Genomic DNA, 23,091 nt, shown 5'->3' on the forward strand with positions numbered 1-23,091 from the left:
CGCGCGATCTACCTTTGCAGACCCAGAGTCGCAAGGGATTGCATTGACGCCCCGCGCGCCGCCGCCTACCGATAGAGCGGTAAAAGGAGGCCGCCATGACCCATGCCCTGCTCGTGATCGATGTCCAGAACGACTTTTGCCCCGGTGGTGCGCTGGCTGTGGCAGAGGGGGACGAAATCGTCGCACCGATAAACGCCATGATGGGTGAATTCGACGCCGTGATCCTGACTCAGGATTGGCATCCGGCGGGGCATTCTTCGTTTGCCAGTTCCCACGATGGCAAAAACCCGTTCGACCTGGTCGACATGCCCTATGGCCCACAGGTTCTGTGGCCCGACCACTGCGTGAAAGGCACACGCGGCGCCGGTTTTCATCCCGAATTGCGCACGGATGGCGACTTGATCCTTCGCAAGGGATTCCGCAGTGCCATCGACAGCTATTCCGCGTTCTTCGAGAATGACCACCAGACACCGACAGGCCTTAAAGGCTATTTGGATACACGAGGCATCGACCGTTTGACCCTTGTGGGATTGGCCACCGATTTCTGCGTGCGTTATTCTGCGGTAGATGCCGCCAGGTTGGGTTTCGACGTCACGGTTCGGATGGGTGCCTGTCGCGCGATTGACATGGACGGTTCGCTGGCAGCCGCCGAGCAGGCGATGCGGGACGCCGGAGTCGCTTTGACCTAAGGTGTGGCCCCTGCGGCGGCCAAAAGCTTGATCATCACGAACAGAACAACCGCCAGACCCAGCGCGAACCCAATGCGCCCTGGTATCGTGCGACGTTCCGGGTTGGTCTGGCTTGACGGTGGTGACGGAACGCGCATCGGCCGGCTGCGTACGATCCCCGCCATGGGCTGCGCCGTTCGCACGTAGTGCAGGAAATCCCAAAGGTTGAAATCACCGCAGTATTCACCCTGAATTCCACGCGCCCTGATGTTTTCAAACAGCGACCGCAGAATTCGCACCCGATCCGCCTGATCTTCGGCTGGAAACACACCAGGCACGATGCCGCTGTTGCGCGACTCGAGGCTGAACCCGGCATCCATGAAAATCTTGCGGATTTTCGGCGATGTTCCACGCAACGCGTCCGCGGCTCTGATATCGCGGAACACCGCACATACCTGGCGTTTCGTATCAGAGGCAGACCCCAGCTTTTCAGGATCCAGATCTTCCAGCGCTACGTCAACAATATCAAAATCGTACTCGATACCCATTCATTAACTCAGTTTCGACTTTCCATCCCCTCTTCTCACTAACCGGTGAAAACAATGCACAATATGCCGGTATTGTGACCTCAAACTGGCATTGTCACCAAATCAGCGACTCTTGCCATTTCCGGAGTCGATTGATCTAACTACGGAAATCGCAGGAGTTCCCCATGGTCGACATCGCGACCCGCGTCTACAATCACAAATGGAAGATTGACCCGATTGTGCGGTCTTTGATCGATACTGACTTCTACAAACTGCTGATGTGCCAGTCAGTGTTTCGAAACAAGCCCCAAACAGACGTTGTATTCTCGCTGATCAACCGGTCGAATCACGTACCTCTGGCGCGTTTGATCGATGAAGGCGAGCTGCGGGAACAGCTGGACCACATCCGGTCCCTCAGCCTCAGCCGGGGGGAAAGCACCTGGCTGCGCGGCAACATGTTTTATGGGAAACGGCAGATGTTCCGCTCTGACTTCATGGAGTGGTTCGAGAATTTGCGCCTGCCGCCCTATCACCTTGAACGCAACGGTGATCAATACGAACTGACCTTTGAAGGCAAGTGGCACGAGGTCATGTTGTGGGAAATCCCCGCGCTGGCGGTGTTGATGGAATTGCGCTCGCGCGCTGTGCTGAACGATATGCGCCGGTTCGAATTGCAGGTGCTGTACGCCCGCGCGATGACCCGGGTTTGGGAAAAGATCGAAAAGCTGAGCGCGATCAACGGGCTTGGGATCGCGGATTTCGGCACCAGACGACGGCATTCCTTTCTGTGGCAGGATTGGTGCGTGCAGGCGATGATCGAAGGGCTGGGCGCATCCTTTACCGGAACTTCGAACTGCCTGATCGCCATGCGACGCGAGGTCGAGGCCATCGGCACCAATGCGCACGAACTGCCCATGGTCTATTCAGCGCTGGCCGACACGGATGAAGCGTTGGCGCAGGCCCCTTATGACGTGCTCAGCGACTGGCATGACGAGCATGACGGCAACCTGCGCATCATCCTGCCCGACACCTATGGCACCAAGGGGTTTTTGGACAATGCTCCTGACTGGTTGGCGGGATGGACCGGTATTCGCATCGACAGCGGCGACCCGGCAGCGGCGGCCGAGGTTGCCATAGACTGGTGGAAAGCGCGCGGCGAAGACCCGACAGGGAAACGGATCATTTTCTCTGACGGTCTGGATGTCGAGAAAATCCAGGAATTGCATGCCCAATTCGCGGGCCGCGCCAATATTTCCTTCGGCTGGGGAACCTTGCTGACCAACGATTTTCGCGGGCTTGTTCCCAATGACGCGCTGGCGCCGTTCTCATTGGTCTGCAAAGCGGTATCGGCCAATGGCCGCCCGACGGTGAAACTGTCGGACAACCCGGAAAAGGCGATGGGTCCGAAAGACCAGATCGAACGCTACAAGCGGGTGTTTGGTGTCGGTGCGCAAAAGGCGATCGAGGTGATCGTCTGAACCACGGCGGCGCATTCAACATTTATCGGCAACTCACCTGATGCTAGTTTGGAAAGCATTCCAATTGAGCATTGAGGTTGAGATACAATGATTTTTGAACCAAAGAAATTCTACGATACCGGCGGGTCCCGGGATGAGCTTTCACTTTTTTCCTACGCCGCATACCTGATATCCCGCGCCCAGTTTCTGCAAGCCGAAGGCGATGACAGAGACCTTTTCCTGTTGGGCCGCGATTGGGAAGAAATCGACGATGCCGTTCTGTCCAAACAGCTTGTCATGCTCGGATTCCAGCCAATTGACGACCGCCAGACATCCGCCCACGAATACATGAGTTTCCTTGATGGCCCCGATGACCTAAGGCCCGTCGACCTGCTTACTTCGCCAGAACCTGAAGGGTATTACCAACATTTGTTCGAGGCGATCAAAGCAGCAGAGGAATGGCCCAGCGCCCAACATATTGGCGCTGCTTTGAAGCTTGGACTGGCGGCCCCGGATTCAATTGTTGCTCTTGCCGCACTGAGTTCATGCCTCAAACTGTATTCGCCGGATTCTTTTCCGCCACGTCTTTGGCTTGGTGTGTTTACGGCGCGTTGGGCGCAGTTGGAGCCGCTCTCGCAAGATTTGCTTACTGTGTTGTCGTCCGCTCTGATTTCCGACCCGCCGGGCTCGAAGGTTCCACCGGCCCCCGCGCAACAGAAAGCCGATGCGCCGGGGTTGCTTCTTGTTCATGGCACTCACTTCGAAGTCGATCCCGACCCCACATGGTACTATCCGCATGTCGGAGATCTGCACAATTACATCAAGCCGCATCGCAACGATATCTTTTCAGGACAGAACTACTATGAGTGGGAGGGCCGGTGGTCCGATCGCGGCCGCCATATTGCTGCCAAACACCTGAAAAACTGGATAGATCTTGAGGCCTATCACGGCTGCGATGTGGTTGCCCACAGCCACGGCTGCAATGTCGTCATGAAAGCCGCCGATATGGGGGCGCATTTCAACAAGGTCGTTTTCCTAAGCTGCCCGGTACACTGGCACAAGTACAACCTGAATTCAGGCCGGATCAATGCGCCGTATTCCGTTCGGGTCTGGTTTGACTTGGTGATCCTGGCAGACGGCGGCAGACAAAAGTTCCCCGCCAGTGCCAACGTTGCCGACGAGGTCGTCGGAGGTTGGTTCAGCGGGCATTCTGCCACGCGGACATCACGGATTTGGGGCAATCATACATTGGAAGCAAAGCTGATCTGAATTGCCCGGGTAAATGCTATCCGTGAAACGCGGCAACTGTCTTCAACTGTGAAAAGCCGTACAAAGCTTCGAACCCTTTTTCGCGGCCGTGTCCGGATTTTCCCACCCCGCCAAATGGCAGTTCAACGCCGCCACCAGCACCGTAGTTGTTTATGAAAACCTGACCCGAGTGCAATGCTTTCGCCAACCGCATCTGTCGCGCACCATCCCGCGTCCAGACGCTGGCGACCAGGCCATATTCCGTACTATTCGCTATGGTCAGAGCCTGTTCTTCGGTGTCAAACGGGATCAGAACCTGAACCGGGCCGAATATCTCGTCCTGTGCCAACTGATGATCTGGCGGCACGTCTGCGAACAAAGTGGGCCGGACATAGGCTCCGGTTTCTGGCGCGTCATCGACAATCTGTCCCTGCGCAGCGATCGTCAGGTCCGTGGCTGTTTTCAGAAAACCGCTGACAATCTGTCTCTGCCGGTCCGAGATCAACGGTCCAACGCGCAGATCCTGCATCGCCGGGCCGACCGTCAGTTCTTCATAGGCCTTGGCCATGCGCGATCTGACCTGCTCATAGACGCCCCGCTGCACCAGGATGCGGGACGAGGCCGAACAGGTCTGGCCCGCGTTTTGGACACCCGCATTCACCAGAAACGGCAGCGCTGCATCCAGATCGGCATCGTCAAAAACCAATTGCGGGGATTTCCCGCCCAGTTCCAGCGTCACGGGCACCACGTTGCGTCCCGCCGCCTGCTGCACAAGGGCCCCGGTGGCAACCGAACCGGTGAACGAGATATGGTTGACTCCCCGATGCCCCGACAGCGCCGCACCCGCCTCGGCCCCCAGACCGGGCACGACGTTCAATGCTCCGGCTGGCAGCCCGGCCTGTTGCGCAAGATGGGCAAAGGCCAGCGCGGTCAGGCAGGCTTCTTCCGCAGGTTTCAGAACACAGGCGTTGCCCATGGCCAACGCCGCCCCGACGGAACGCCCGATAATCTGCATCGGATAGTTCCAGGGCACGATATGACCCGTCACCCCATGCGGTTCGCGCAGGGTGTAGACGGTGTAGCCATCGAGATAGGGAATGGTCTCGCCCATCACCTTGTCCGCCGCGCCGCCATAGAACTCGCAATAGCGCGCCAGGGCGACCGCGTCTGCCCGGGCCTGTGTCAGCGGTTTGCCGACATCCATCGCCTCGAGCCGCGCCAGATCGTCCACCCGGTCCAGCACCAGCTGGCCCAACCGTGTCAGGATGCGGCCGCGTTCCAACGCCGTCTTTCGCCCCCAATCACCATTCAACGCAGAACGGGCGGCTTGTACCGCCGCGTCGATATCCGCCTCGGACCCTCGGGCGATCCGGCAGATCTGGGTCCCGTCCGAAGGGTTGATCAAGGGCAGGCTGTCGCCCGCAGCCGCCTGGCTCCAGCGCCCGCCGATCAGGCACAAGGTGGGATCAAACCAAATGTTCTGGGTCATTTTGGGCCTCCAATCAGGCTCTAACAAGGAACTTTACGCCGTCAGCGGCCTTATCTCGGGCAACCGGGGCGCAGCGGCAATCAAGGTTTGCGTGTAGGGATGTTGCGGATCTTCGAAGACCTGCTTTGTCTGACCCTGTTCGACGATCCGACCGGACTGCATCACAAGCACACGGTCGGTGATCGTGCGGACAACGCTCAGGTCATGGCTGATGAACAGATAGGTCAGGTCATAGGCTTCGCACAGGTCAGCGAGCAGATCGAGGATCTGAGCACGGACCGAAACGTCAAGCGCAGAAACCGCCTCGTCGAACAGGATCAGTTCGGGCCGTATGATCAGGGCGCGTGCAATAGCGATCCGTTGTCGTTGCCCGCCCGAGAATTCGTGGATGTACTTGCCCGCGTCGCCGGGGCTGAGGCCGACGGCCGTCAGTATTTCCGAGATCCGATCCCGCCGGTCTGATCCGGTGGGCGGGTCGTCCAGCAAATGGAAAGGCTCGGTGATCAGGCGCGCGACACGATGACGGGGGTTGAAGCTGCCATATGGGTCCTGAAACACCACCTGCATCTTCCGGCGCACGGCAAGGTTGGGTTTGTGCCCAGTGAAAACCGGCTGACCACCCAGCCGGATTTGACCGGACTGAACCTCCTCCAAGCCCAAAATTGCCCGTGTTAGGGTCGATTTTCCGCATCCGGATTCCCCGACCAAACCCAACCGCTCGCCTCGGTTGAGTGAAAAACTGACACCATCCACTGCCCGGTGATGGCGCGGCGCGTCCAACAGGCCTTTTCGGGGCAGGCGATAATCCCGGACAACCTGGGTTACCTCCAGCAACGTTTGCGGTTGCGCGGGTTCCGGCAAGGTGACCTGATGGCCAGACGCCTCGAACAGCATTCGGGTATAAGGGTGCTGCATGTGACGCAGCAGGTGCTGTGTGGCCCCGCTTTCAACCACTTCTCCGTGGCGCATGACGATGATCTGGTCCGCCATATCAGAGACAACGGCCAGATCATGGGTGATCATCAGCAGCCCCATGTCATATTCACGCACCAGCCCCTTGAGCAGATCTAGGATCTGCGCCTGTGTCGTGACGTCGAGCGCTGTCGTCGGCTCGTCCGCGATCAGCAGCCTGGGGCGCAGAGCGATGGCCATGGCAATGACCACGCGTTGCCGTTGCCCGCCGGACAGTTCGTGCGGATAGCGGGAAAGGGGGAACCGATCAGGTGGCAGGCCGACGCGTGTCAGAACTTCTGCGGCACGTGTTCGGGCCTGAGACTGGGGCATCGCCTTGTGGATCAGGATCGTCTCCATCACCTGATCACCGATGGTTTTCACCGGATTGAGCGCTGTCATCGGCTCCTGAAACACCATCCCCATGGACGCGCCGCGCAAGGCACACAAATCGGATTCTGACCGCGTCAACAGATCCTGACCGTCCAGCCGGATCGCACCTTTCACGCTGGCCCCATGCGGCAGCAACTGCATCGCCGCCAATGCGGTCATCGATTTGCCCGAGCCGCTTTCACCCGTCACCGCCACGATCTGGCTGGGGTCGATGGACAGGCTGACTTGTTTCAGGATCGGTATCCCGTGGATCGTCAGCGACAGGTTTTCAATCTGCAACAAGCTCATACCCGTGCCACCCTGATCCGGGGATCCAGCCAGTCGCGCAGACCATCGCCCAGCAAGTTCAGACCCAGCACCGTGACGATAATCGACAGACCCGGAATCAGAGCCAAATGCGGGGCAAAACTGACCATCGTCTGCGCGTCTGCCAACATCCGGCCCCAGCTGGGCGTCGGAGGTTGAGCGCCCAGACCGACATATGACAGGCCCGCTTCGGCCAGAATGCCAAGGCTGAACTGGATCGTCCCCTGCACGATCAGCAGATTGGCCACGTTGGGCAGAATATGTTCAGCCGATATCCGCGCGGCCCCTTTGCCCGACACACGGCCGGCAAGGATGAACTCTCTCTCCCAAAGCGACAAAGCAGCGCCGCGGGTGATACGGGCAAAGACGGGGATGTTGAAAATGCCGATCGCAACAATGGCGTTGATTGCTCCGGCTCCATAGACGGCCGTGATCAGGATGGCGATCACCAGCGAAGGGAAAGCGAAGACCAGATCGTTGCCACGCATGATGACCTCATCCAGCCAGGATCCTTTGCGCGCGGCCGCCGTCAGGCCAAGAGGAACGCCAAGTGCCATGCCGATGCCGACGGCCACCAGCGCCACCGCAATCGACGTACGTGCACCAACCATGATCATCGAGAACATGTCGCGTCCGAAATGATCGGTTCCAAACCAATGCTGCCCGTTTGGTGGCTGTAATTTATCGGGAATGTCCAACGCGGCATGGTCGTAGGGGGTCCAGACGAACGAGACCAACGCGGCCAGAACCACCAGCGACGACAACAAAGCCCCAAGGATCAGGTTCCGGTTCATGTCCTGCTCCTGAGTCGCGGGTCCACCGCCGCATAAGCAAGATCGACAAGGAAATTGACCGTTATCACGGCAAAGACCAGCAGCATCACGACCGATTCCACGACGATGAGGTCACGGGCAGAAATGGCCTGAAACACCAGCCGCCCGAGACCCGGCAGATAGAACACCTGTTCGATGATGATCGACCCCGCCAGCAGGAAGGAAAACTGCAAGCCGATGATGGTCAGTACCGGGATCAGTGCATTTCGCACCCCATGCCGCCAAAGGGCCTGACGGCGGGACAGGCCCTTGGCCCGAGCCGTGCGCATGAAATCCTCACCCAGAATGTCCAGCAAGGCCGACCGCATGACCCGCGCCAGAATCGCCGCCTGTGGCAGGGCAAGCGCCACGGCAGGCAGGGTCAGGGATCGCAGGCCGGCCCACAGACCGTCGTTCCAACCGGCAAACCCGCCCGCATTGAACCAGCGCAGGTTGATGGCGAAGATCAGCACAAGCATCATTGCAAACCAGAAATTGGGCACAGCAATCCCAAGCTGCGTCGCCCCCATCACTGCAAGGTCCCCCGGCTTGCCCCGACGCGCAGCGGCATAGATTCCGGCGGGAAAGGCGATCAACGTGGACAGTGTCAGCGCGTAAAGCGCCAGGGGCAACGACACCCACAGCCGGTCCGCGATCATCTGCGACACTGGCGTGCGATAGGTGTATGAAGTGCCGAAATCGCCCTCCAGCATGCCGCCCACCCAATTGAAGTACCGCTGTATCCTGGACGCATCCAAACCCAGCTCGGCCCGCAACGCGGCCAGCGTGTCCTCCTGCGCGTTGACGCCCAGCATGAACGACGCCGGATCACCCGGGGCAACCTCGATCACGGCGAAGATGACTACCGAGGCGACGGCCAGGCTGACAAGCAAGGAAATCAGTCGTTTGAGGACGTAGCGGAGCATTGGCACCACGTTAGGGTCACATCAGGCACGGGTCCAGCGTCTAAGGCACCAGAAGGAAAGCGGAAACCGCATAGGCAACGATCGCGGCATACCCCAGTGGATAGATCCACTTGATCGCATAGTTGTCCAGGATGCGGGCCGTACCCTCCTTGCCGGACACTTTCAGCCGTCGCAGTGCGACGTTGAACACGATCAGCGCCCCGGTCATCAGGAACATGCACTGTAGGACAAAATCCAGAAAAGTCAGATAACCCAGCTTGGGCAGATCTGCGGATATCGCCCAGTTAAACGCGACAAACACCAGCAGGTTGCCGCCCGCGATCTCGATCCTCCGGCGGTATTCATCCAGAAAAAACAGCGCCCAGCCGACCGAAATCAAGACAAGCATCGGCAGGAAAACCCGTATGACGTAGTATGTCAGATGTCGTTTGCCCTCGAAAACAAGCGCGACCTGATCGCTTTCTTTGCCGGATAGCCCCAGGACCCTGGACGTTTCCAACCGTGCATTGTTCAGAATCCATTCTTCTTCGCCCAGTTGATCTCCGAGGCCAGAAAATTCATCCAGCGGATGGTAATTGACATATTCGGACGGAAAGACCGATACGACTTCGAAATGGAACTCCTGCGTGTCGAACGGGTATTTTCGGAAATCGAAATGAGGCGCCTGGAGTGTAAGAGACGATTTTTCGACATACAGCACCCGTCCGTCGTACCGCAGGGATGCGGCGGATTCGTGGATCCACTTGTTGGACTGCTGATTGTGAATGACAAAAGCCGGCAGAACGGAACCTATACTTGCCGCATGATCGGCAAGATCGGGCGGGTTGAAAACCCTGATATCCCTTCCCAGTTCCTCGGGATCAAACGCCAACGCAGGATCGGTCCATTCCACCCGCAAGACCACAACCGCGCCGTAGTTTTCAGCCTTTTGATCAACGCCGGTGATCTGGTCGATGCGAATGCCGACGCCAACATCCAACGGGTTCTCGGGCGTTCCGGGCAGGGCATCCAGCCGCCCACCCAACACGTTCTGAGCCGTGGCCACGACCGAAGAACCGAACACCAGGAAAACACCTAAAACCAAGACGGGAATGGCGCGGAGCAAGAACATGCGTGAGAACACCCTGACACAATGGAAGGCCCGGGCCGCCCAGCGCGGCCTGGGCAGTACTATTACTCGGACCAGCTGATCTGAGTCAGATCGATTGCGGCGGTGGGCGCGTTCTTCCAAAGGCCCTGAACTCCGACTTTCGCAACGCCCAGCTTGGCCAACTGGAACAGGTACCCATTGACATAGTCGCTTGCGATCAGGCGCTGCGCCTCACCCAGCAAACGGGTGCGTTCTTCGGGGTCGGTGGTGGTGTTCAGCGTGTCCATCAGCGCCTGAAAATCCGTGCTGTCATACTGGAAGTAATAATCAGGTCGCGCATAAATGCCGATATCCATCGGCTCCGTGTGGCTGACAATGGTCAGGCCGAACTCCTTGCCCTTGAACACCGTTTCCAACCATTGCGCCCATTCCACATTGATGATCTCGGCCGTGATGCCGACCTCGGCCAGCTGCGCCGCTATGATTTCGCCCCCACGGCGGGCATAAGACGGCGGCGGCAGATGCAACGTGGTCTCAAACCCGTTTTCGAACCCTGCCTCTGCCAGCAACGCCCTTGCTTTTTCAGGGTCGTAAGCCGAATTGCCCGTCAGATCGACATACGCCGGATGATGCGGCGCAAAATGGGTTCCGATCGGGGTGCCATAGCCGAACATCGCGCCGTCGATGATGGCCTGCCGGTCGATGGCATGGGCCAGTGCCTGCCGGACCAGAATACTGTCAAACGGAGGTTGTTTGTTGTTGGTGGACAGGATCGTCTCACCTTCGGTCGAGCCGACCAAAACCTGAAAGCGCGGATCGGCCTCGAACTGAGGCAGGTTTTCCGGCGCGGGGAAGTTGTCAAATACGTCGACATCCTCGGCCATCATGGCGGCAAAAGCGGCAGTCGGGTCCGAGATGAACTTGAATGTTGCAGTCTCTAATGCAGGCTGATCGCCCCAATAATCGGGATTGCGGTTCAGTGTGATGCTGTCACCCTGCACCCAGTTGCCAAAGGTATAGGCGCCAGTACCAACTGGATTGGTCTTGATGTTTTCAATGCTCTCGGGCGCGACGATGACTGCGTCCCCCCAAGCCAGGTTGAACAGGAAATTTCCGTTAGGCTCTGACAGGGTGACTTTGACCGTAAGCGGGTCAACGACCTCGACGGTTTCGATACCGGCAAACAGGGCCTTTTGCGCGTTGGCGCTGTCTTCCGCGGTTGCGCGGTCAAGGCTGAATTTGACATCCTCGGCGTCCATGGTCGTGCCATCATGGAAGATCACCCCGTCGTGCAGTTTGAAGGTATAGACCGTCCCGTCTTCGGAAATCTCCCAGCTTTCCGCCAAGCCGGGTACGACCGAACCATCGCCCATGAAACGTGTCAGGCCTTCGAAGATATTGGTGTAAACCACCGAGTCGATGGCTTGCGCCGCGGCGCTTGTCGGATCCAGATGCGGAGGCTCAAGCTGCATCGCTATGGTGATGTCCGACTTGGCCAAAGCCTGCGTGGCAAGCAGGCTGGCCCCTACGGCCAGGGTCGATGCAAATGTCCGGAACAGGAATTTCGTCATGTGAACTCTCCCTACTGAAACGGGTTGTGCCCTTGTTTTCAGGGCCGTTTTACCGACAGTCTTCCTGTAAACCTCAGGTCAATCAAGGGAATGTTCGCGCAACCGGGGTTTCTTCGGCCCCGTCCGATCTGCTATGCCGCACTGCAACATAATACTGCAGGAGCGATCCATGAGCGCCACCGCCCGCAAGAAAGCCCCGAACGCCGAGGACATTCGCGCCCGAAAAGGCGGCGAACCTCTGGTCTCTTTGACCGCCTATACCACGCCAATGGCGCGCCTGATGGACGCCCATTGCGATTTCGTGCTGGTCGGTGACAGCGTCGGCATGGTGCTGCACGGGCTGGAATCCACGCTGGGGGTCACGATGGAGATGATGATCCTGCATGGTCAGGCCGTATCACGCGGCCTAAAAAGTGCGATGATGGTCATCGACATGCCTTTCGGAAGCTATGAGGAAGGCCCGGCACAAGCCTTTCGTAACGCCGCACGCCTGATGGCGGACACACGTGCGGGCGCGGTCAAACTGGAAGGCGGGGTCGAAATGGCTGAAACCATCCGCTTTCTGGTGAAACGAGGCATCCCGGTGATGGCTCATATCGGACTGACGCCGCAGTCGATCAACACGCTGGGCGGCTACAAGGTGCAGGGCCGTGACGAGCAGGCCGAAGCCGTCATGGCAGACGCCCGCGCCGTGACCGAGGCTGGCGCGTTCTCGGTCGTTCTGGAGAAAGTGCCCCAAGGTCTGGCGAACCAGATCACCGAAGAGATTGCGATCCCGACCATCGGCATCGGTGCATCTGCGGGCTGTGACGGGCAGATTTTGGTCGTGGACGACATGGTGGGCTTTTTCACCGCCTTCAAACCCAAATTCGTCAAACGCTATGCCGAGCTGGGTCCGCTGGCCGAAGCGGCCATTGCCGAATACGCCGCCGAAGTCCGCGCGCGGACCTTCCCGGCGGATGAACACGTCTTTGCCGATCAGGCTCCGGCCAGAGGACAAAAGACATGACCACACCGATTCTGCGCTCTCTGGCCGAGCTGCGTGCCAAAACCACCACTTGGCATCGAAACGGTGAGACCATCGGCGTGGTTCCGACCATGGGTGCGCTGCACGAGGGGCATTTGTCACTGGCACAGGCGGCGAAACAGGGCTGCGACCGGGTGATCGTGACGATTTTTGTGAACCCCAAGCAGTTCAACAATCCCGAAGACCTGGCAAATTACCCCCGCACCGAGCATGAAGACGCCCAAAAGCTGGCCCCGTATGGTGTGGATGCGATCTATGTGCCGGACCCGCAGGAAATCTATCCGGAAGGGTTTTCGACGACGGTATCGGTCGCCGGTCTGACCGACGTGATGGAAGGCCCCTTCCGCCCCGGACATTTCGAAGGCGTGGCCACGGTGGTTGCCAAGCTGTTCCTGCAAACACAGGCGGATCGAGCCTATTTCGGGGAAAAAGACTATCAACAGCTGCTGGTTGTCCGCCGGATGGCGCGTGATCTGAATATCCCCATCGAGGTGATCGGCTGCCCGACCGTGCGTGAACCCTCGGGCCTGGCGATGTCGTCGCGCAATCTTCTTCTTTCCCCCCAAGGGTTGAAGGTCGCAGAACAAATGAACGGCGTCATGCAACAGGTGGCTGACGATCTGGCCAAGGGCGCAGACTTTGCCAAACTGGCGCAGGATGCAAAGGAAACCCTGCTGAAGGTCGGGTTTTCCGAAGTCGAGTATGTCGACATGCGCTGTGCCGAGACACTGGAAAGCCTGTCCAGCGCCACCCAGCCCGCCCGCCTGTTCGTCACGGCCTGGGCCGACGGCGTCCGCCTGATCGACAATATTCCTGTCAATCCGGCCTGATTTCTGCACTGGCCCCTGCGCCGTTGTTTGCGCTAAAGTCCGGCAAAACGATACCGGGGGAGAGCGGAAATGACCCATATTCTGGCAATCGATCAAGGCACTACGTCTTCGCGCGCCATTCTGTTTGACGCGCTGATGCGGCCTGTCGGCACTGCCCAGCAGGAGTTTCCCCAGCACTTCCCGCAGGAAGGCTGGGTTGAACACGACCCCGAGGATATCTGGTCCAGCGTTATGCATGTGTGCCGTGAGGTGATGGAAACCACCGGCATTTCAGCGGATCAGATTGCCGGTATCGGCATCACCAACCAGCGCGAAACGACGGTCGTCTGGGACAAACAGACCGGCAAGGCCATCCACAATGCCATCGTCTGGCAGGACCGCCGCACCGCCGATATCTGCGCCCGCTACAAACAGGCCGGGTGCGAGGATGACGTTACCGCTCAGACCGGTCTGCTGCTGGATCCCTATTTCTCGGGCACCAAGGTCAAATGGCTGCTGGATACCGTTTCGGGTGCCCGCGCGCGGGCAGAAGCCGGAGACCTGCTGTTCGGCACGATCGACAGTTTCCTGATCTGGCGGCTGACCGAAGGCCGTGTTCATGCAACCGATGCCACCAACGCCGCCCGTACCCTGCTGTTCGACATTCACTCAGGCACGTGGAGCGCCGAGATTTGCGACCTGCTGGACGTGCCCCTGAACCTTTTGCCCGAAGTAAAGGATTGCGCCGCGGATTTCGGAACCACCACTTTGTTCGGGGGCGACATTCCCATTCTGGGCGTTGCAGGCGACCAGCAAGCCGCCACCATCGGGCAGGCCTGTTTCCAGCCCGGTATGATGAAATCAACCTATGGCACGGGCTGCTTTGCGCTGCTGAACACAGGCGCACAGCCGGTTCAGTCGAAAAACCGCCTGCTGACGACGATCGCTTATCAACTGGACGGCCGGCGAACCTATGCGCTGGAAGGGTCGATCTTTATCGCGGGGGCCGCAGTGCAATGGCTGCGCGACGCGTTGCAGATCATCGATGCGGCGCCACAAAGCGGCGAACTGGCGGCTCGGGCTGACCCGAACCAGCATGTGGTGCTTGTGCCCGCCTTCACCGGCCTCGGGGCGCCTTATTGGAAACCTGACTGTCGCGGAGCGCTGTTCGGGCTGACGCGCAATTCCGGCCGGGCCGAGATCGCCCGCGCCACGCTGGAAAGCATCGCCTTCCAGACCCGCGACCTGTGGCATGCCATGCAGGGCGACTGGGGGGCCGATGCCGATGTCATCCTGCGCGTCGATGGCGGGATGGCCGCGTCTGACTGGACCATGCAAGGCCTGTCGAACTGTCTTGGCGCGCCTGTGGATCGCCCGGTCATGCAAGAAACGACAGCCCTGGGCGCCGCATGGCTGGCAGGCATGAAAGCCGGTGTTTATCCGGATCAGGCCGGGTTTGCGGAAACATGGGCGCTGGATCGCCGGTTCGAGCCAACGCAGGACCAAGCCGACCGCGATGCGGCCTATGACCGTTGGCAACGCGCGGTACAGGCGGCGATGGCGTTCTAGCTGTGGTCTTTCAACAAACGCTGTTTCTGCCGTGACCAATCGCGCTTGGCCTGGGTTTCGCGCTTGTCATGGGTTTTCTTACCCTTGGCGATGCCGATCTTGATCTTGGCCAAACCCTTGTGGTTGAAATACAAAACCAGCGGCACCAGCGTCATGCCCTTGCGCTGGGTTGCATTCCACAAATCGGACATCTGTTTGCGGGACACCAGCAACTTGCGACGGCGGCGCTCTTCATGCTTGAACACTTTGGCCTGCTCGTATGGCGCGATATAGCTGTTGACCAGCCACAGCTCTCCGTCATCGACGGTGGCATAGCTTTCGGCAATGTTGGAACCACCCGCGCGCAGGGATTTGACTTCGGACCCTTGCAGAACGATACCGCATTCGATGTCCTCTTCGATTGCATAATCGAAGCGGGCGCGCCGGTTTTCGGCAATTACCTTGTAATTCGGGTCTGTCTTCTGCTTGGCCATAACGCGTTGATTTAGGCGGCTTGCGCCGCCCTTGCAAGGCACGGATTTCCAGCCGGGGTCAGGATTTGGCAGAAATGATCAGATCCGGGCCAAAAATCGTGTCAGCATGGTTGTGAAGGTATATCTTCAACCAGGGCGTAAACCGGTCCGGGTGGCGTTTCACCTCGGCCAACAGATCGTGATAGTCGATCCAACGGATATCCATGACTTCATCCGGGTTGGGCGCGATTTTCAGCGGGCCGCGGACATGGGCCAGAAAGACGTCGACAACCTCGTTTTCCACCATGCTGTTGCCCACATCGGCGTGGTATTCCAACCGGTGCCGGTATTCGGGATACAGACCTGTGATCCCAAGCTCTTCACGCAGGCGGCGCACGGCACAGGTGGAAGAGCTTTCATCCCAATCTGGATGCGTACAGCAGGTGTTCGCCCAAAGGCCGGGCGTGTGGTACTTGCCCAGCGCCCGGCGCTGCAACAGGATCTCGGTCCCCTGAACGACAAAAACCGACACAGCCTTGTGCTTGAGCCCTTTTTCGTGAACTTCAAGCTTGTCTACAGGGGTCAACTCACCATTGACCCAAGCTGGGATCATGATACCCATCTGTCCTCTCCTGCTGCCAATCCGCCTGACGGGCCCTGATTTTGATTATAGCTGTTGCCGGACGGGCTTGGCGTTGCGGCGTTTTTTCGCGATCCGCCGTCATATACCAAAGTGTCGCTGTTCCACATTGTTATCAATCGCACCAAAGGCCGCAGGGGCTGCGGCCTTTGGTCCTTGTGCATTGGTGCACAGTATCACGTGTTATTCACCCGACACGCTTGCGATATAGGCATAGACGTCTTCACCGCCCTTTTTCAGCTTGAAGGTCATTTTCGATTTGGCAGACGTGTCATCCAGATAGGATTTCAAAAATGCCTTGGGGTCCTGAGCATACTCGACAAAAGTAGTCTCGTCCCAGACCAGACCCTTCTCACCGGCGGCAACGATGCTGTCTCCGTACTTGAAACCCTCAACGGTACCGGCGGTGCGGCCAGCGATTCCATAGAGGTTGGGGCCGGTTTTGCCACCCTTGACGATCACTTCGCCTGCCGGGTCAGCGATCATGTGGCAGGACTTGCACTTGTTGAAGGTTTTCTTGCCCGCCTCAGCGTCGCCTTCAGCATAGGCAGGAAGGGCCAGAAGGCCGACGATTGCAGTAGCGAGGATGCGATTCATAGCTTTTGCTCCGATACAAATTGGCTGCACCGAATGGACCGTCGGCGCAAAAAAGAGTCAACGCGCAGATTGCCGCGCGCGTTCACTGTGCCACTGCGACAAATAGGCTGTCCTTAACTTTTGTCATGTACCCCGGACCAGCAAGGCAACAGATCGCCTGCTGCCGGAGTCGCCAGATACACGGCGCGCGCGATGGCCCGCGCCAGGCAAAGCGAGGCCGCATGCCCGATGACACCAGGTTCGGTATCGGTGGCGACACCTCGCGCGCCCGTACTGATCCCGAATACCAGATCGCCATCCCCCGGCGTGTGGGCGGGTACAATGGCGCGGGCAATACCGTCATGGGCGGCAACGGCCAACCTTTGACATTGCGGTTTGCTCAGGACCGCATCCGTCGCAACGATGGCAATCGTGGTATTGGCCTTGTCCGGGTTCGCCGACCGCATCACCTGCGCTTTGCGACTGACCGTTGGCTGGCCAAGCCCGGCATTGGGATCAGGTCCCAATCCACCGAATTCGCCGTCCACTTCAAATGGGGCGGCCCAGAAATGCCTGTCACCCGGCGTGGTGACACTGCCCAGCGGATTGACCGCAACCAATGCGCCAACGGTGACACCGCTGTCCAGAACAAGCGAGGCGGAACCCAACCCGCCTTTGTGCATCGCGGTCAGAGCCCCGGTTCCTGCACCTGCGGTTCCGAGTTCGAACCGGTCCGACGCGGATTCGAACGCCGCACGGCCCAAGGCGCGATAGGGATTCTGGTGCCACGCCTTGTCGCCGCCATTCAGCAGGTCGAACAGAATCGCCCCGGGCACGATCGGCACCACGGCGGAACCCACCTGAAACCCACGACCCTGCGCATGCAGCGCATCCATGACGCCCGAACAGGCATCCAGCCCAAAGGCCGACCCGCCCGAAAGCACGATCGCATCCACCTGGTCAACGGTCTTGTCGGCGGCCAGCAAATCTGTCTCGCGCGTGCCGGGTGCGCCGCCCATCACGTGCACCGAGGCTCGGAGTGGTTGCGCGCCGGTCAGAACCGTGACGCCTGATTTCAAAGCTGCGTTCTGTGCGTTGCCGACCATCAGGCCGGCGACATCCGTGATCAGGTTTCTGGGTCCGGGGATCATGCATACCTCGGTGGTCGAGCGGGAAAGCGCGCTGGCGCGCGCTGCCTCCGGCGGGGATATTTTTGGCCAGATGAAGAACGGATCAGATGCATCGGCCTCCGTCCACCTCGAGCGCGGCGCCGGTGATCATGCTGGCCTCGTCCGAACACAGGAAACAGGCGGCATTGGCCATGTCTTCAGGGGTTGAAAAGCGGCCCAACGGGATGGTCGACAGGAATTTGGCACGGATTTCGGGTGTGTCTTCACCCATGAAAGACTTCAGCAATGGCGTTTCCCCGGCGACCGGGCAGATCGCGTTCACCCGCAGCCCGGAAGGGGCGAGCTCGACTGCCATCGTCTTGGTTGCGGTGATCATCCAGCCCTTGGAGGCGTTGTACCAGTTCAGGTTCGGGCGCGGCGACAGGCCCGCGGTTGAAGCCACGTTCAGCACTGAACCCGCCCCGCGTGCCTTCATAGGTGGAACCAATGCGCGGGCGGTCAGATAGACAGATTTCATGTTCACGTTGAAAACACGGTCGAAATCCGCTTCGCTGACCTCCTCCAACGGCGTCGGCAGGTGGGTCACACCGGCATTGTTCACAAGGATGTCCAGATGGCCGAAGGTTGAGAAAGCCGCATCCGCCATCTTTTGAACCGAAGCGCCCTCACCTACATCAACCTGCTGAGCAACCGCTTCGGACCCAAGCTGGGTTGCAAGCTCATGGGCGGCATCGCCATTGATGTCAGCAATCATGACGCGCGCGCCTTCGGCCAGGAACTTCCTTGCGATCCCCGCACCAAACCCGGATGCACCGCCAGTGACGATTGCGGTTTTTCCCTCCAGCCTCATGGCGTTACTCTCCTGCACCTATTGATGGCCAGACTATCAACGCCCGGACGAGATGCCAGATCATTCTTCGGACACCTTGCCGCGCAGCGCCTTGACGTCGCCCCGCGCCTTTTTCGCCGCAAGCCTGCGTTTGACCGAACCATAGGTGGGTTTCGTCGCGATGCGCCGCTTGGATTTGACCAGCGCCTTGCCGATCAGTTCCGCCAGTCTTGTACGTGCGATTTCCCGGTTGCGGGCTTGGGAACGTGTTTCTTCGCACTGGATGATGATCGCGCCATCCTTGGTCCAGCGCCGCCCGGCCAGCCGTTTCAGCCTGTTCTTGACCGGATCGGGCAAAGAAGGGGATCGCGCGGCCTCGAACCTCAGCTCAACGGCGGTTGAGACCTTGTTCACATTCTGCCCACCAGGGCCGGAGGAACGCACGAAACTCTCGGTCATTTCCCAGTCTTGCAGAGTGATATCGTCAGAGATGCGCAACATGGGTGAGACCATAACTGGCGCGGCTGAAAACAGAAAGGGCCGCCCCGGCGGGACGGCCCTTCGAAAGTTCAGGAGGTCGGGTCGGTTAGATCAATCGACCAGCCGGAGCGCACGCTCGGCCAAGGGCTGCCCTAGCAGGCGGTCCCCCCGGTTGTTCCGACACCTCTCTCCAATCTCTTTCTTGACACTGGATCACCTCCTTTTCTATCTGTTGCGGTTGAAAAGAAGCGTGACACAAGATGCGCCATTCTCAAAGCACTTTTTTACGCAGGCTGTGCAGCGGTCAGTCGCGCAACGATCACCTTGAACGGGATCAGAGCGATCAGGGCCAGCGACAGTTTCACCAACCAGTCGGCAAAGGCCAGCGTCACCCACAGCGGTGCCTCGGGACCCGACAGCATGAAGGGCACGGGCTCCCACGCCCAGTTGATGGCAGCATCCGCATCGGCGCCAAAGAAGGTGACCGAGGCCGAGAAGGCGATGGTGAAGAACAAAGCGGTATCCAGCGCTGAACCTACCAGAGTCGATACCAGCGGCGCACGCCACCATTGACCGCCACGCATGGCGTTGAACACGGTGACGTCGGTCAGTTGCGCAATCAGAAAGGCGGTGCCCGAGGCCACGGCGATGCGCAGCGGCACGGCGGCATAGGTGAAGCCGTCGCCCTGAAGCATGATCTGGCTGCCGATCAGCGAGCAGATCACCCCGGTGACGAAGCCCGCGAAAACGACCTTGCGAGCCGGGCCCACACCATAGACGCGGTTCATGATGTCAGTGACCAGAAAGGCCAGCGGATAAGTGAAAGCACCCCAGGTCAACAGCCCGTCAAGGATCAGGAACTGGACCAGGATGTTCGAGGCCACGACGATGGCGGCCATGGCAATGATGCCGGGAATAAAGTTGCGTTGCATATTTTGATGCCCGTTTTGACAAGGTAGCGGCGACTTGGCCAAGGGACCGTCCCGAGGCAGGTTGTGCGTTTAGACCTTCATCTGCCGCGTGTCAATCGGGCAGCAGATACTCGACCAACTCGGTCCGTTGCAGCGCCAGAAAGTTGTCGTCCGAGATCATCGTGGCCCGCAAACGTCCCTGATCATCCCGCCAGATCGACAAGCCTTCGAGGTTGTCATGCGCGCCCGTTCCGGTTTCGAACAGGGTTTTCTCGGCGTTTGGCATGTCGCCTGCCAGATCCCACCGCCGCAGGCGCGAGCGAAACCCGATTGCCGAGAGGCTTCGCTCCAACACATAAAACCGCCCATCAGGACCGAAATCAGCGGCAACCGGCTTGAACCAACCGCGCTGGGGCAGAACAAAAGGGGTCGACCAGGTTTGGCCATTCCAGCGATAGACGGGAATATCTCCGACCGAGGTGCGGTTTGTTTCCGGCAGCGTATACAGCCGCCCGCGCCCATCGATGGCCAAACCTTCAAAGGACCCGTTGTCGGCGAGATGCTGAAATGCCTGCGGGCGTGGCAATACACGCGCCTTCGTGCCCGGTGCGGGGTAATGGGCGACGCGGTGCACCCCTTCGAATGAGATATAGAACCCACCGTCAGGAGCCGCCGCAATCCCTTCGGAATCGCCAACGCCGCCTGACATGATATGCCCATTGCTGGACAGAACCGGCCATTGCCCCAGAATGCGAAGGCCGGTGATCTCTCCATCAAGACGGTCAATGCGCGCCGTCACCAACCGCGCCCGGTCGCTCAGCGCCATCATCTGCTGCCCATTGTCGGAAATGTGCAGCGCCGAGAATCCACCGAACCAATCCGCCTTGTGGCGCCATGCAAAACTGCTTTGATGTGTGGCGGTTTTGACATCCACTCCAGGGGCCGCCGTGGCCAGAAACAGTGCCGCACCTACTTGGATTGCAAGACTGAGGCGCATTGTTTCGGCAAATCGGCCAGCACATATTCCCGGCGTTTCTTGGGCGCCGGCGCGTTCGGGTCGGGCGGCGGCGGGTTCAGGATGTTACGCACCCATTGTTGCGCCTCGGCACAGCCATCGCCCTTGGGTGGTGCGTCCTGGTTGACGCATCCCTTTGATCCTCTTGGGCATTTCAGGCGTACGTGAAAGTGGTAGTGATGCCCCCACCAGGGCCTGATCTTGCGCAGGTAGGCCCGGTTGCCTTTTTCATCGTTGCACATCTGAACTTTCGCGCCGGGGAACACGAAGATACGTGCCACGCGCTTGTCCTTGGCGGCTTCGCGCAGCACCGCGTGGTGCTGTTTGGTCCAGTTGCTGTTGACGTAGGCACCGTTCGAGCGGCGCAGCGATACGGACGAAATACTCTCGCGCGCCTTGCGCGACAGGCGCATGTTGTCACCCGGAAGCATCCAGATATCGATATCCAGCCCCAGCTGGTGCGAGCGGTGCCCCGAAGTCATTGGCCCGCCCCGCGGCTGGCTGATATCCCCGATATAGAGACCGTTCCAACCCGGCTGTTTCGCCGCGAACCGGCTGAGGTCCTGCACGTAATCAATTGCCTCGGGATGTCCCCAGTTGCGATTGCGCGACAGCCGCATTGCCTGCCACGTGGGCCCGGTTTCGGGCAATTGTACCGATCCGGCCGCACATCCGCGCGAATAACTGCCGAACGCCGCTGCTTTTTGTTGCGAGCTTACCTTCTGTGCCCCGAACAACTGCTTTGCCAAGGGCTGCGCCGATGCCGTATGTGCCAGCGCGGCTATTACCAGTAGTGCAAAAAAACGTAATAAAATCATCTGCTCTGATCCCCTTCAGGTCTGACCCAGCGCATCAGGAATAGACCCAGAATAAACAACAGAATGATTGGTGACACCCCCAGACGCGCACTGCCGGTTGCGGTTGTTGCAATCCCGATCAACAACGGTGCCGCAAAAGCGGTCGCGCGCCCCGACAGACCATAAAGACCAAAGCTTTCGACCGGAGTTTCAGGGTCGGTGTGGCGCACCATCATCGAACGGCTGGCCGATTGCAGAATGCCTCCCATGCCACCGATCAGCACACCACAGCCAAAGAAGACCAGATCAGGCAGGTTGGATCCGTCAGGCAGGCCGATGCCGTAGATCTGCGTCCGGTCCATCGACACCACTGTGACGCAGACGAAAATCAATACCCAGATCGCCACCAATATCACCGGTTTCGGGCCGTATTTCTTGTCTGCCTTGCCCCCAAGCCACGCAAAAACGGCCGAGGCGAGAACGCTGACGATCCCGAATACTCCGATCTTGATCAGATCCCATTCCAATACCAGCCGCGCGTAGACACCACCAAAACTGTACAGCCCGTTCAGTGCGTCGCGATAGAACATGGACGAACCGAGGTAACTGGCCAGACTGACGCGATAACGCAAGTTAGACACTGATTTCGACAACAGGCGCAGCGCCTCACCCACGCTTCCCGTCTTGTCCGTCACCGCATCGTCGCGGACCCACAGAAAGTACGGCACCATGAACAGAATGAACCACGTTGCCGTAAAGGGGCCGACAAAACGCGTGCCTTCCCGTGTGGCGGCATCCAGACCAAAGGCGGGCGTCATCCCGATCAGGGTTTTGCCGTTTGGCTGTTCCACAAACAGCGCCAGCATGATCGCCAGCGAGATCAGCCCGCCAAAATAACCAAAGGCAAAGCCCGAGCCCGATATCTCGCCCACTTCGCTGTCATCGCCCAGATCGGGTAGCTGCGAGTTGATGAAGATCAGCGCATATTCCGCACCTACGAAGCCAAAACCGAAAGCCGACAGCATCAGCCACATGTTCGAGCCATCGGGCATTGTGTACCAAAGCGCCGCAGACCCGACCGCATACATGACCGAAAAGGCAAATATCCACGGGATGCGCCGCCCCGAGACATCCGCCATCGCCCCCAGCAGTGGCGCGCCGAAGGCGATGATCAACCCGGTGATCGTCAGACAGTTGGCCCAAACGGTCTGTGCACGCGCCGCTGCCGCCTGCGCATCCAGCCCTTCAGTGGTGAAATACCCGGCGGCGACGCCAGCGAAGTAGGGGCCAAAGACAAAGGTGACCAGAAGGGTGTGATAAGGCTGGCTGGCCCAGTCAAAGAACCACCAGCCCCAGATGCGCCTGCGCTTGGAAATCTCTGCCATCTCTGCCCCTGTTTATCGTTGCGATTATATGAC

The 23,091-nt window shown here is 59.2% G+C and carries 23 protein-coding genes; 6 read left to right on the top strand and 17 right to left on the bottom strand.

Annotated elements, in window-relative coordinates:
- Positions 1–95 precede the first annotated feature (95 nt).
- A complete protein-coding gene (pncA, locus tag AC2FF8_RS15285) occupies positions 96–689 on the top strand; it encodes a bifunctional nicotinamidase/pyrazinamidase (protein ID WP_480685825.1) in 594 nt (197 codons plus the stop codon).
- Here the strand turns inward: pncA and AC2FF8_RS15290 are convergent.
- Entirely contained in the window at positions 686–1,216 is a 531-nt protein-coding gene (locus AC2FF8_RS15290) for a hypothetical protein (RefSeq protein ID WP_170346744.1), read from the bottom strand. The genes pncA and AC2FF8_RS15290 overlap by 4 nt on opposite strands.
- A gap of 164 nt (positions 1,217–1,380) precedes the next feature.
- On the opposite strand from AC2FF8_RS15290, the gene pncB reads away from it, so the two are divergent.
- Positions 1,381–2,673, top strand: coding sequence for a nicotinate phosphoribosyltransferase (gene pncB, locus AC2FF8_RS15295; protein WP_425079952.1), 1,293 nt, complete (start codon positions 1,381–1,383; stop codon positions 2,671–2,673).
- 87 nt (positions 2,674–2,760) lie between these two features.
- Positions 2,761–3,921 carry a hypothetical protein gene (locus tag AC2FF8_RS15300; protein WP_496880107.1) on the top strand — a complete coding sequence of 387 codons (1,161 nt, stop codon included), beginning with the start codon at positions 2,761–2,763 and terminating at the stop codon, positions 3,919–3,921.
- Positions 3,922–3,937: 16 nt separating this feature from the next.
- On the opposite strand, the gene AC2FF8_RS15305 is transcribed toward AC2FF8_RS15300, so the two are convergent.
- The 6 genes from AC2FF8_RS15305 to AC2FF8_RS15330 all read right to left on the bottom strand — a co-directional run bounded on the left by AC2FF8_RS15305 (position 3,938) and on the right by AC2FF8_RS15330 (position 11,438).
- Positions 3,938–5,389, bottom strand: a complete 1,452-nt coding sequence (locus AC2FF8_RS15305; RefSeq protein ID WP_496880108.1) for an aldehyde dehydrogenase family protein — start codon at positions 5,387–5,389, stop codon at positions 3,938–3,940.
- A 33-nt stretch (positions 5,390–5,422) separates the two neighbouring features.
- Positions 5,423–7,021: an ABC transporter ATP-binding protein gene (locus AC2FF8_RS15310; RefSeq protein ID WP_496880109.1), complete on the bottom strand. Its 1,599-nt coding sequence runs from the start codon at positions 7,019–7,021 to the stop codon at positions 5,423–5,425.
- Positions 7,018–7,833: an ABC transporter permease gene (locus AC2FF8_RS15315; RefSeq protein ID WP_496880110.1), complete on the bottom strand. Its 816-nt coding sequence runs from the start codon at positions 7,831–7,833 to the stop codon at positions 7,018–7,020. The genes AC2FF8_RS15310 and AC2FF8_RS15315 overlap by 4 nt, the downstream gene beginning before the upstream one ends.
- On the bottom strand, positions 7,830–8,777 hold the full coding sequence (locus AC2FF8_RS15320; protein WP_496880111.1) for an ABC transporter permease: 948 nt from the start codon (positions 8,775–8,777) through the stop codon (positions 7,830–7,832). The genes AC2FF8_RS15315 and AC2FF8_RS15320 overlap by 4 nt, the downstream gene beginning before the upstream one ends.
- 40 nt (positions 8,778–8,817) lie before the next feature.
- A complete protein-coding gene (locus AC2FF8_RS15325) occupies positions 8,818–9,888 on the bottom strand; it encodes a ligand-gated ion channel (RefSeq protein WP_257599554.1) in 1,071 nt (356 codons plus the stop codon).
- A 62-nt stretch (positions 9,889–9,950) separates the two neighbouring features.
- Positions 9,951–11,438, bottom strand: a complete 1,488-nt coding sequence (locus AC2FF8_RS15330; protein WP_496880112.1) for an ABC transporter substrate-binding protein — start codon at positions 11,436–11,438, stop codon at positions 9,951–9,953.
- A 169-nt stretch (positions 11,439–11,607) separates the two neighbouring features.
- Here AC2FF8_RS15330 and panB point away from each other — a divergent pair, with 169 nt between their 5' ends.
- The 3 genes from panB to glpK all read left to right on the top strand — a co-directional run bounded on the left by panB (position 11,608) and on the right by glpK (position 14,843).
- Positions 11,608–12,447 (top strand): 3-methyl-2-oxobutanoate hydroxymethyltransferase, encoded by an 840-nt coding sequence (panB, locus tag AC2FF8_RS15335; RefSeq protein WP_496880113.1) that lies wholly within the window; start codon positions 11,608–11,610, stop codon positions 12,445–12,447.
- Positions 12,444–13,295, top strand: a complete 852-nt coding sequence (gene panC, locus AC2FF8_RS15340) for a pantoate--beta-alanine ligase (RefSeq protein ID WP_496880114.1) — start codon at positions 12,444–12,446, stop codon at positions 13,293–13,295. Before panB ends, panC begins: the two co-directional genes overlap by 4 nt.
- 69 nt (positions 13,296–13,364) lie before the next feature.
- The gene (glpK, locus tag AC2FF8_RS15345) at positions 13,365–14,843 is read left to right on the top strand and encodes a glycerol kinase GlpK (protein WP_496880115.1); all 1,479 of its coding nucleotides are present in this window, start codon (positions 13,365–13,367) and stop codon (positions 14,841–14,843) included.
- Here glpK and smpB read toward each other — a convergent pair.
- The 10 genes from smpB to AC2FF8_RS15395 form a co-directional block, all read right to left on the bottom strand.
- Complete coding sequence (gene smpB, locus AC2FF8_RS15350) at positions 14,840–15,316, bottom strand: SsrA-binding protein SmpB (protein WP_170346755.1); 477 nt, start codon at positions 15,314–15,316, stop codon at positions 14,840–14,842. The genes glpK and smpB overlap by 4 nt on opposite strands.
- A 58-nt stretch (positions 15,317–15,374) precedes the next feature.
- Positions 15,375–15,917: an isopentenyl-diphosphate Delta-isomerase gene (idi, locus tag AC2FF8_RS15355; RefSeq protein ID WP_496880116.1), complete on the bottom strand. Its 543-nt coding sequence runs from the start codon at positions 15,915–15,917 to the stop codon at positions 15,375–15,377.
- A gap of 201 nt (positions 15,918–16,118) precedes the next feature.
- The gene (locus tag AC2FF8_RS15360) at positions 16,119–16,532 is read right to left on the bottom strand and encodes a c-type cytochrome (protein WP_170346757.1); all 414 of its coding nucleotides are present in this window, start codon (positions 16,530–16,532) and stop codon (positions 16,119–16,121) included.
- A gap of 113 nt (positions 16,533–16,645) precedes the next feature.
- A complete protein-coding gene (locus AC2FF8_RS15365; protein WP_496880117.1) occupies positions 16,646–17,662 on the bottom strand; it encodes a P1 family peptidase in 1,017 nt (338 codons plus the stop codon).
- Between the two features lie 82 nt (positions 17,663–17,744).
- Complete coding sequence (locus tag AC2FF8_RS15370; RefSeq protein ID WP_170346759.1) at positions 17,745–18,491, bottom strand: SDR family oxidoreductase; 747 nt, start codon at positions 18,489–18,491, stop codon at positions 17,745–17,747.
- Positions 18,492–18,551: 60 nt separating this feature from the next.
- Complete coding sequence (gene arfB / locus AC2FF8_RS15375) at positions 18,552–18,971, bottom strand: alternative ribosome rescue aminoacyl-tRNA hydrolase ArfB (protein ID WP_496880118.1); 420 nt, start codon at positions 18,969–18,971, stop codon at positions 18,552–18,554.
- A gap of 263 nt (positions 18,972–19,234) precedes the next feature.
- On the bottom strand, positions 19,235–19,882 hold the full coding sequence (locus tag AC2FF8_RS15380) for a queuosine precursor transporter (protein ID WP_425079938.1): 648 nt from the start codon (positions 19,880–19,882) through the stop codon (positions 19,235–19,237).
- 91 nt (positions 19,883–19,973) lie between these two features.
- Entirely contained in the window at positions 19,974–20,858 is an 885-nt protein-coding gene (locus tag AC2FF8_RS15385; RefSeq protein WP_496880119.1) for an esterase-like activity of phytase family protein, read from the bottom strand.
- On the bottom strand, positions 20,831–21,694 hold the full coding sequence (gene mepA / locus AC2FF8_RS15390; RefSeq protein ID WP_496880120.1) for a penicillin-insensitive murein endopeptidase: 864 nt from the start codon (positions 21,692–21,694) through the stop codon (positions 20,831–20,833). Before mepA ends, AC2FF8_RS15385 begins: the two co-directional genes overlap by 28 nt.
- Positions 21,691–23,058: an MFS transporter gene (locus AC2FF8_RS15395; protein WP_425079936.1), complete on the bottom strand. Its 1,368-nt coding sequence runs from the start codon at positions 23,056–23,058 to the stop codon at positions 21,691–21,693. The genes mepA and AC2FF8_RS15395 overlap by 4 nt, the downstream gene beginning before the upstream one ends.
- Positions 23,059–23,091 lie beyond the last annotated feature (33 nt).

It is taken from the genome of Ruegeria sp. YTSA144 (assembly GCF_059610125.1).

What these genes read in the sequence shown, in the direction of transcription:
- AC2FF8_RS15315 (WP_496880110.1), bottom strand. Translation starts at nt 7,833, where the DNA reads ATGAACCGGAACCTGATCCTTGGGGCTTTGTTGTCGTCGCTGGTGGTT.
- glpK (WP_496880115.1), top strand. Translation starts at nt 13,365, where the DNA reads ATGACCCATATTCTGGCAATCGATCAAGGCACTACGTCTTCGCGCGCC.
- AC2FF8_RS15320 (WP_496880111.1), bottom strand. Translation starts at nt 8,777, where the DNA reads ATGCTCCGCTACGTCCTCAAACGACTGATTTCCTTGCTTGTCAGCCTG.
- panC (WP_496880114.1), top strand. Translation starts at nt 12,444, where the DNA reads ATGACCACACCGATTCTGCGCTCTCTGGCCGAGCTGCGTGCCAAAACC.
- AC2FF8_RS15305 (WP_496880108.1), bottom strand. Translation starts at nt 5,389, where the DNA reads ATGACCCAGAACATTTGGTTTGATCCCACCTTGTGCCTGATCGGCGGG.
- pncA (WP_480685825.1), top strand. Translation starts at nt 96, where the DNA reads ATGACCCATGCCCTGCTCGTGATCGATGTCCAGAACGACTTTTGCCCC.
- AC2FF8_RS15395 (WP_425079936.1), bottom strand. Translation starts at nt 23,058, where the DNA reads ATGGCAGAGATTTCCAAGCGCAGGCGCATCTGGGGCTGGTGGTTCTTT.
- pncB (WP_425079952.1), top strand. Translation starts at nt 1,381, where the DNA reads ATGGTCGACATCGCGACCCGCGTCTACAATCACAAATGGAAGATTGAC.
- AC2FF8_RS15310 (WP_496880109.1), bottom strand. Translation starts at nt 7,021, where the DNA reads ATGAGCTTGTTGCAGATTGAAAACCTGTCGCTGACGATCCACGGGATA.
- AC2FF8_RS15385 (WP_496880119.1), bottom strand. Translation starts at nt 20,858, where the DNA reads ATGCGCCTCAGTCTTGCAATCCAAGTAGGTGCGGCACTGTTTCTGGCC.
- AC2FF8_RS15370 (WP_170346759.1), bottom strand. Translation starts at nt 18,491, where the DNA reads ATGAGGCTGGAGGGAAAAACCGCAATCGTCACTGGCGGTGCATCCGGG.
- AC2FF8_RS15325 (WP_257599554.1), bottom strand. Translation starts at nt 9,888, where the DNA reads ATGTTCTTGCTCCGCGCCATTCCCGTCTTGGTTTTAGGTGTTTTCCTG.
- idi (WP_496880116.1), bottom strand. Translation starts at nt 15,917, where the DNA reads ATGGGTATCATGATCCCAGCTTGGGTCAATGGTGAGTTGACCCCTGTA.
- AC2FF8_RS15300 (WP_496880107.1), top strand. Translation starts at nt 2,761, where the DNA reads ATGATTTTTGAACCAAAGAAATTCTACGATACCGGCGGGTCCCGGGAT.
- AC2FF8_RS15365 (WP_496880117.1), bottom strand. Translation starts at nt 17,662, where the DNA reads ATGATCCCCGGACCCAGAAACCTGATCACGGATGTCGCCGGCCTGATG.
- smpB (WP_170346755.1), bottom strand. Translation starts at nt 15,316, where the DNA reads ATGGCCAAGCAGAAGACAGACCCGAATTACAAGGTAATTGCCGAAAAC.
- arfB (WP_496880118.1), bottom strand. Translation starts at nt 18,971, where the DNA reads ATGTTGCGCATCTCTGACGATATCACTCTGCAAGACTGGGAAATGACC.
- AC2FF8_RS15290 (WP_170346744.1), bottom strand. Translation starts at nt 1,216, where the DNA reads ATGGGTATCGAGTACGATTTTGATATTGTTGACGTAGCGCTGGAAGAT.
- AC2FF8_RS15380 (WP_425079938.1), bottom strand. Translation starts at nt 19,882, where the DNA reads ATGCAACGCAACTTTATTCCCGGCATCATTGCCATGGCCGCCATCGTC.
- panB (WP_496880113.1), top strand. Translation starts at nt 11,608, where the DNA reads ATGAGCGCCACCGCCCGCAAGAAAGCCCCGAACGCCGAGGACATTCGC.
- AC2FF8_RS15330 (WP_496880112.1), bottom strand. Translation starts at nt 11,438, where the DNA reads ATGACGAAATTCCTGTTCCGGACATTTGCATCGACCCTGGCCGTAGGG.
- mepA (WP_496880120.1), bottom strand. Translation starts at nt 21,694, where the DNA reads ATGATTTTATTACGTTTTTTTGCACTACTGGTAATAGCCGCGCTGGCA.
- AC2FF8_RS15360 (WP_170346757.1), bottom strand. Translation starts at nt 16,532, where the DNA reads ATGAATCGCATCCTCGCTACTGCAATCGTCGGCCTTCTGGCCCTTCCT.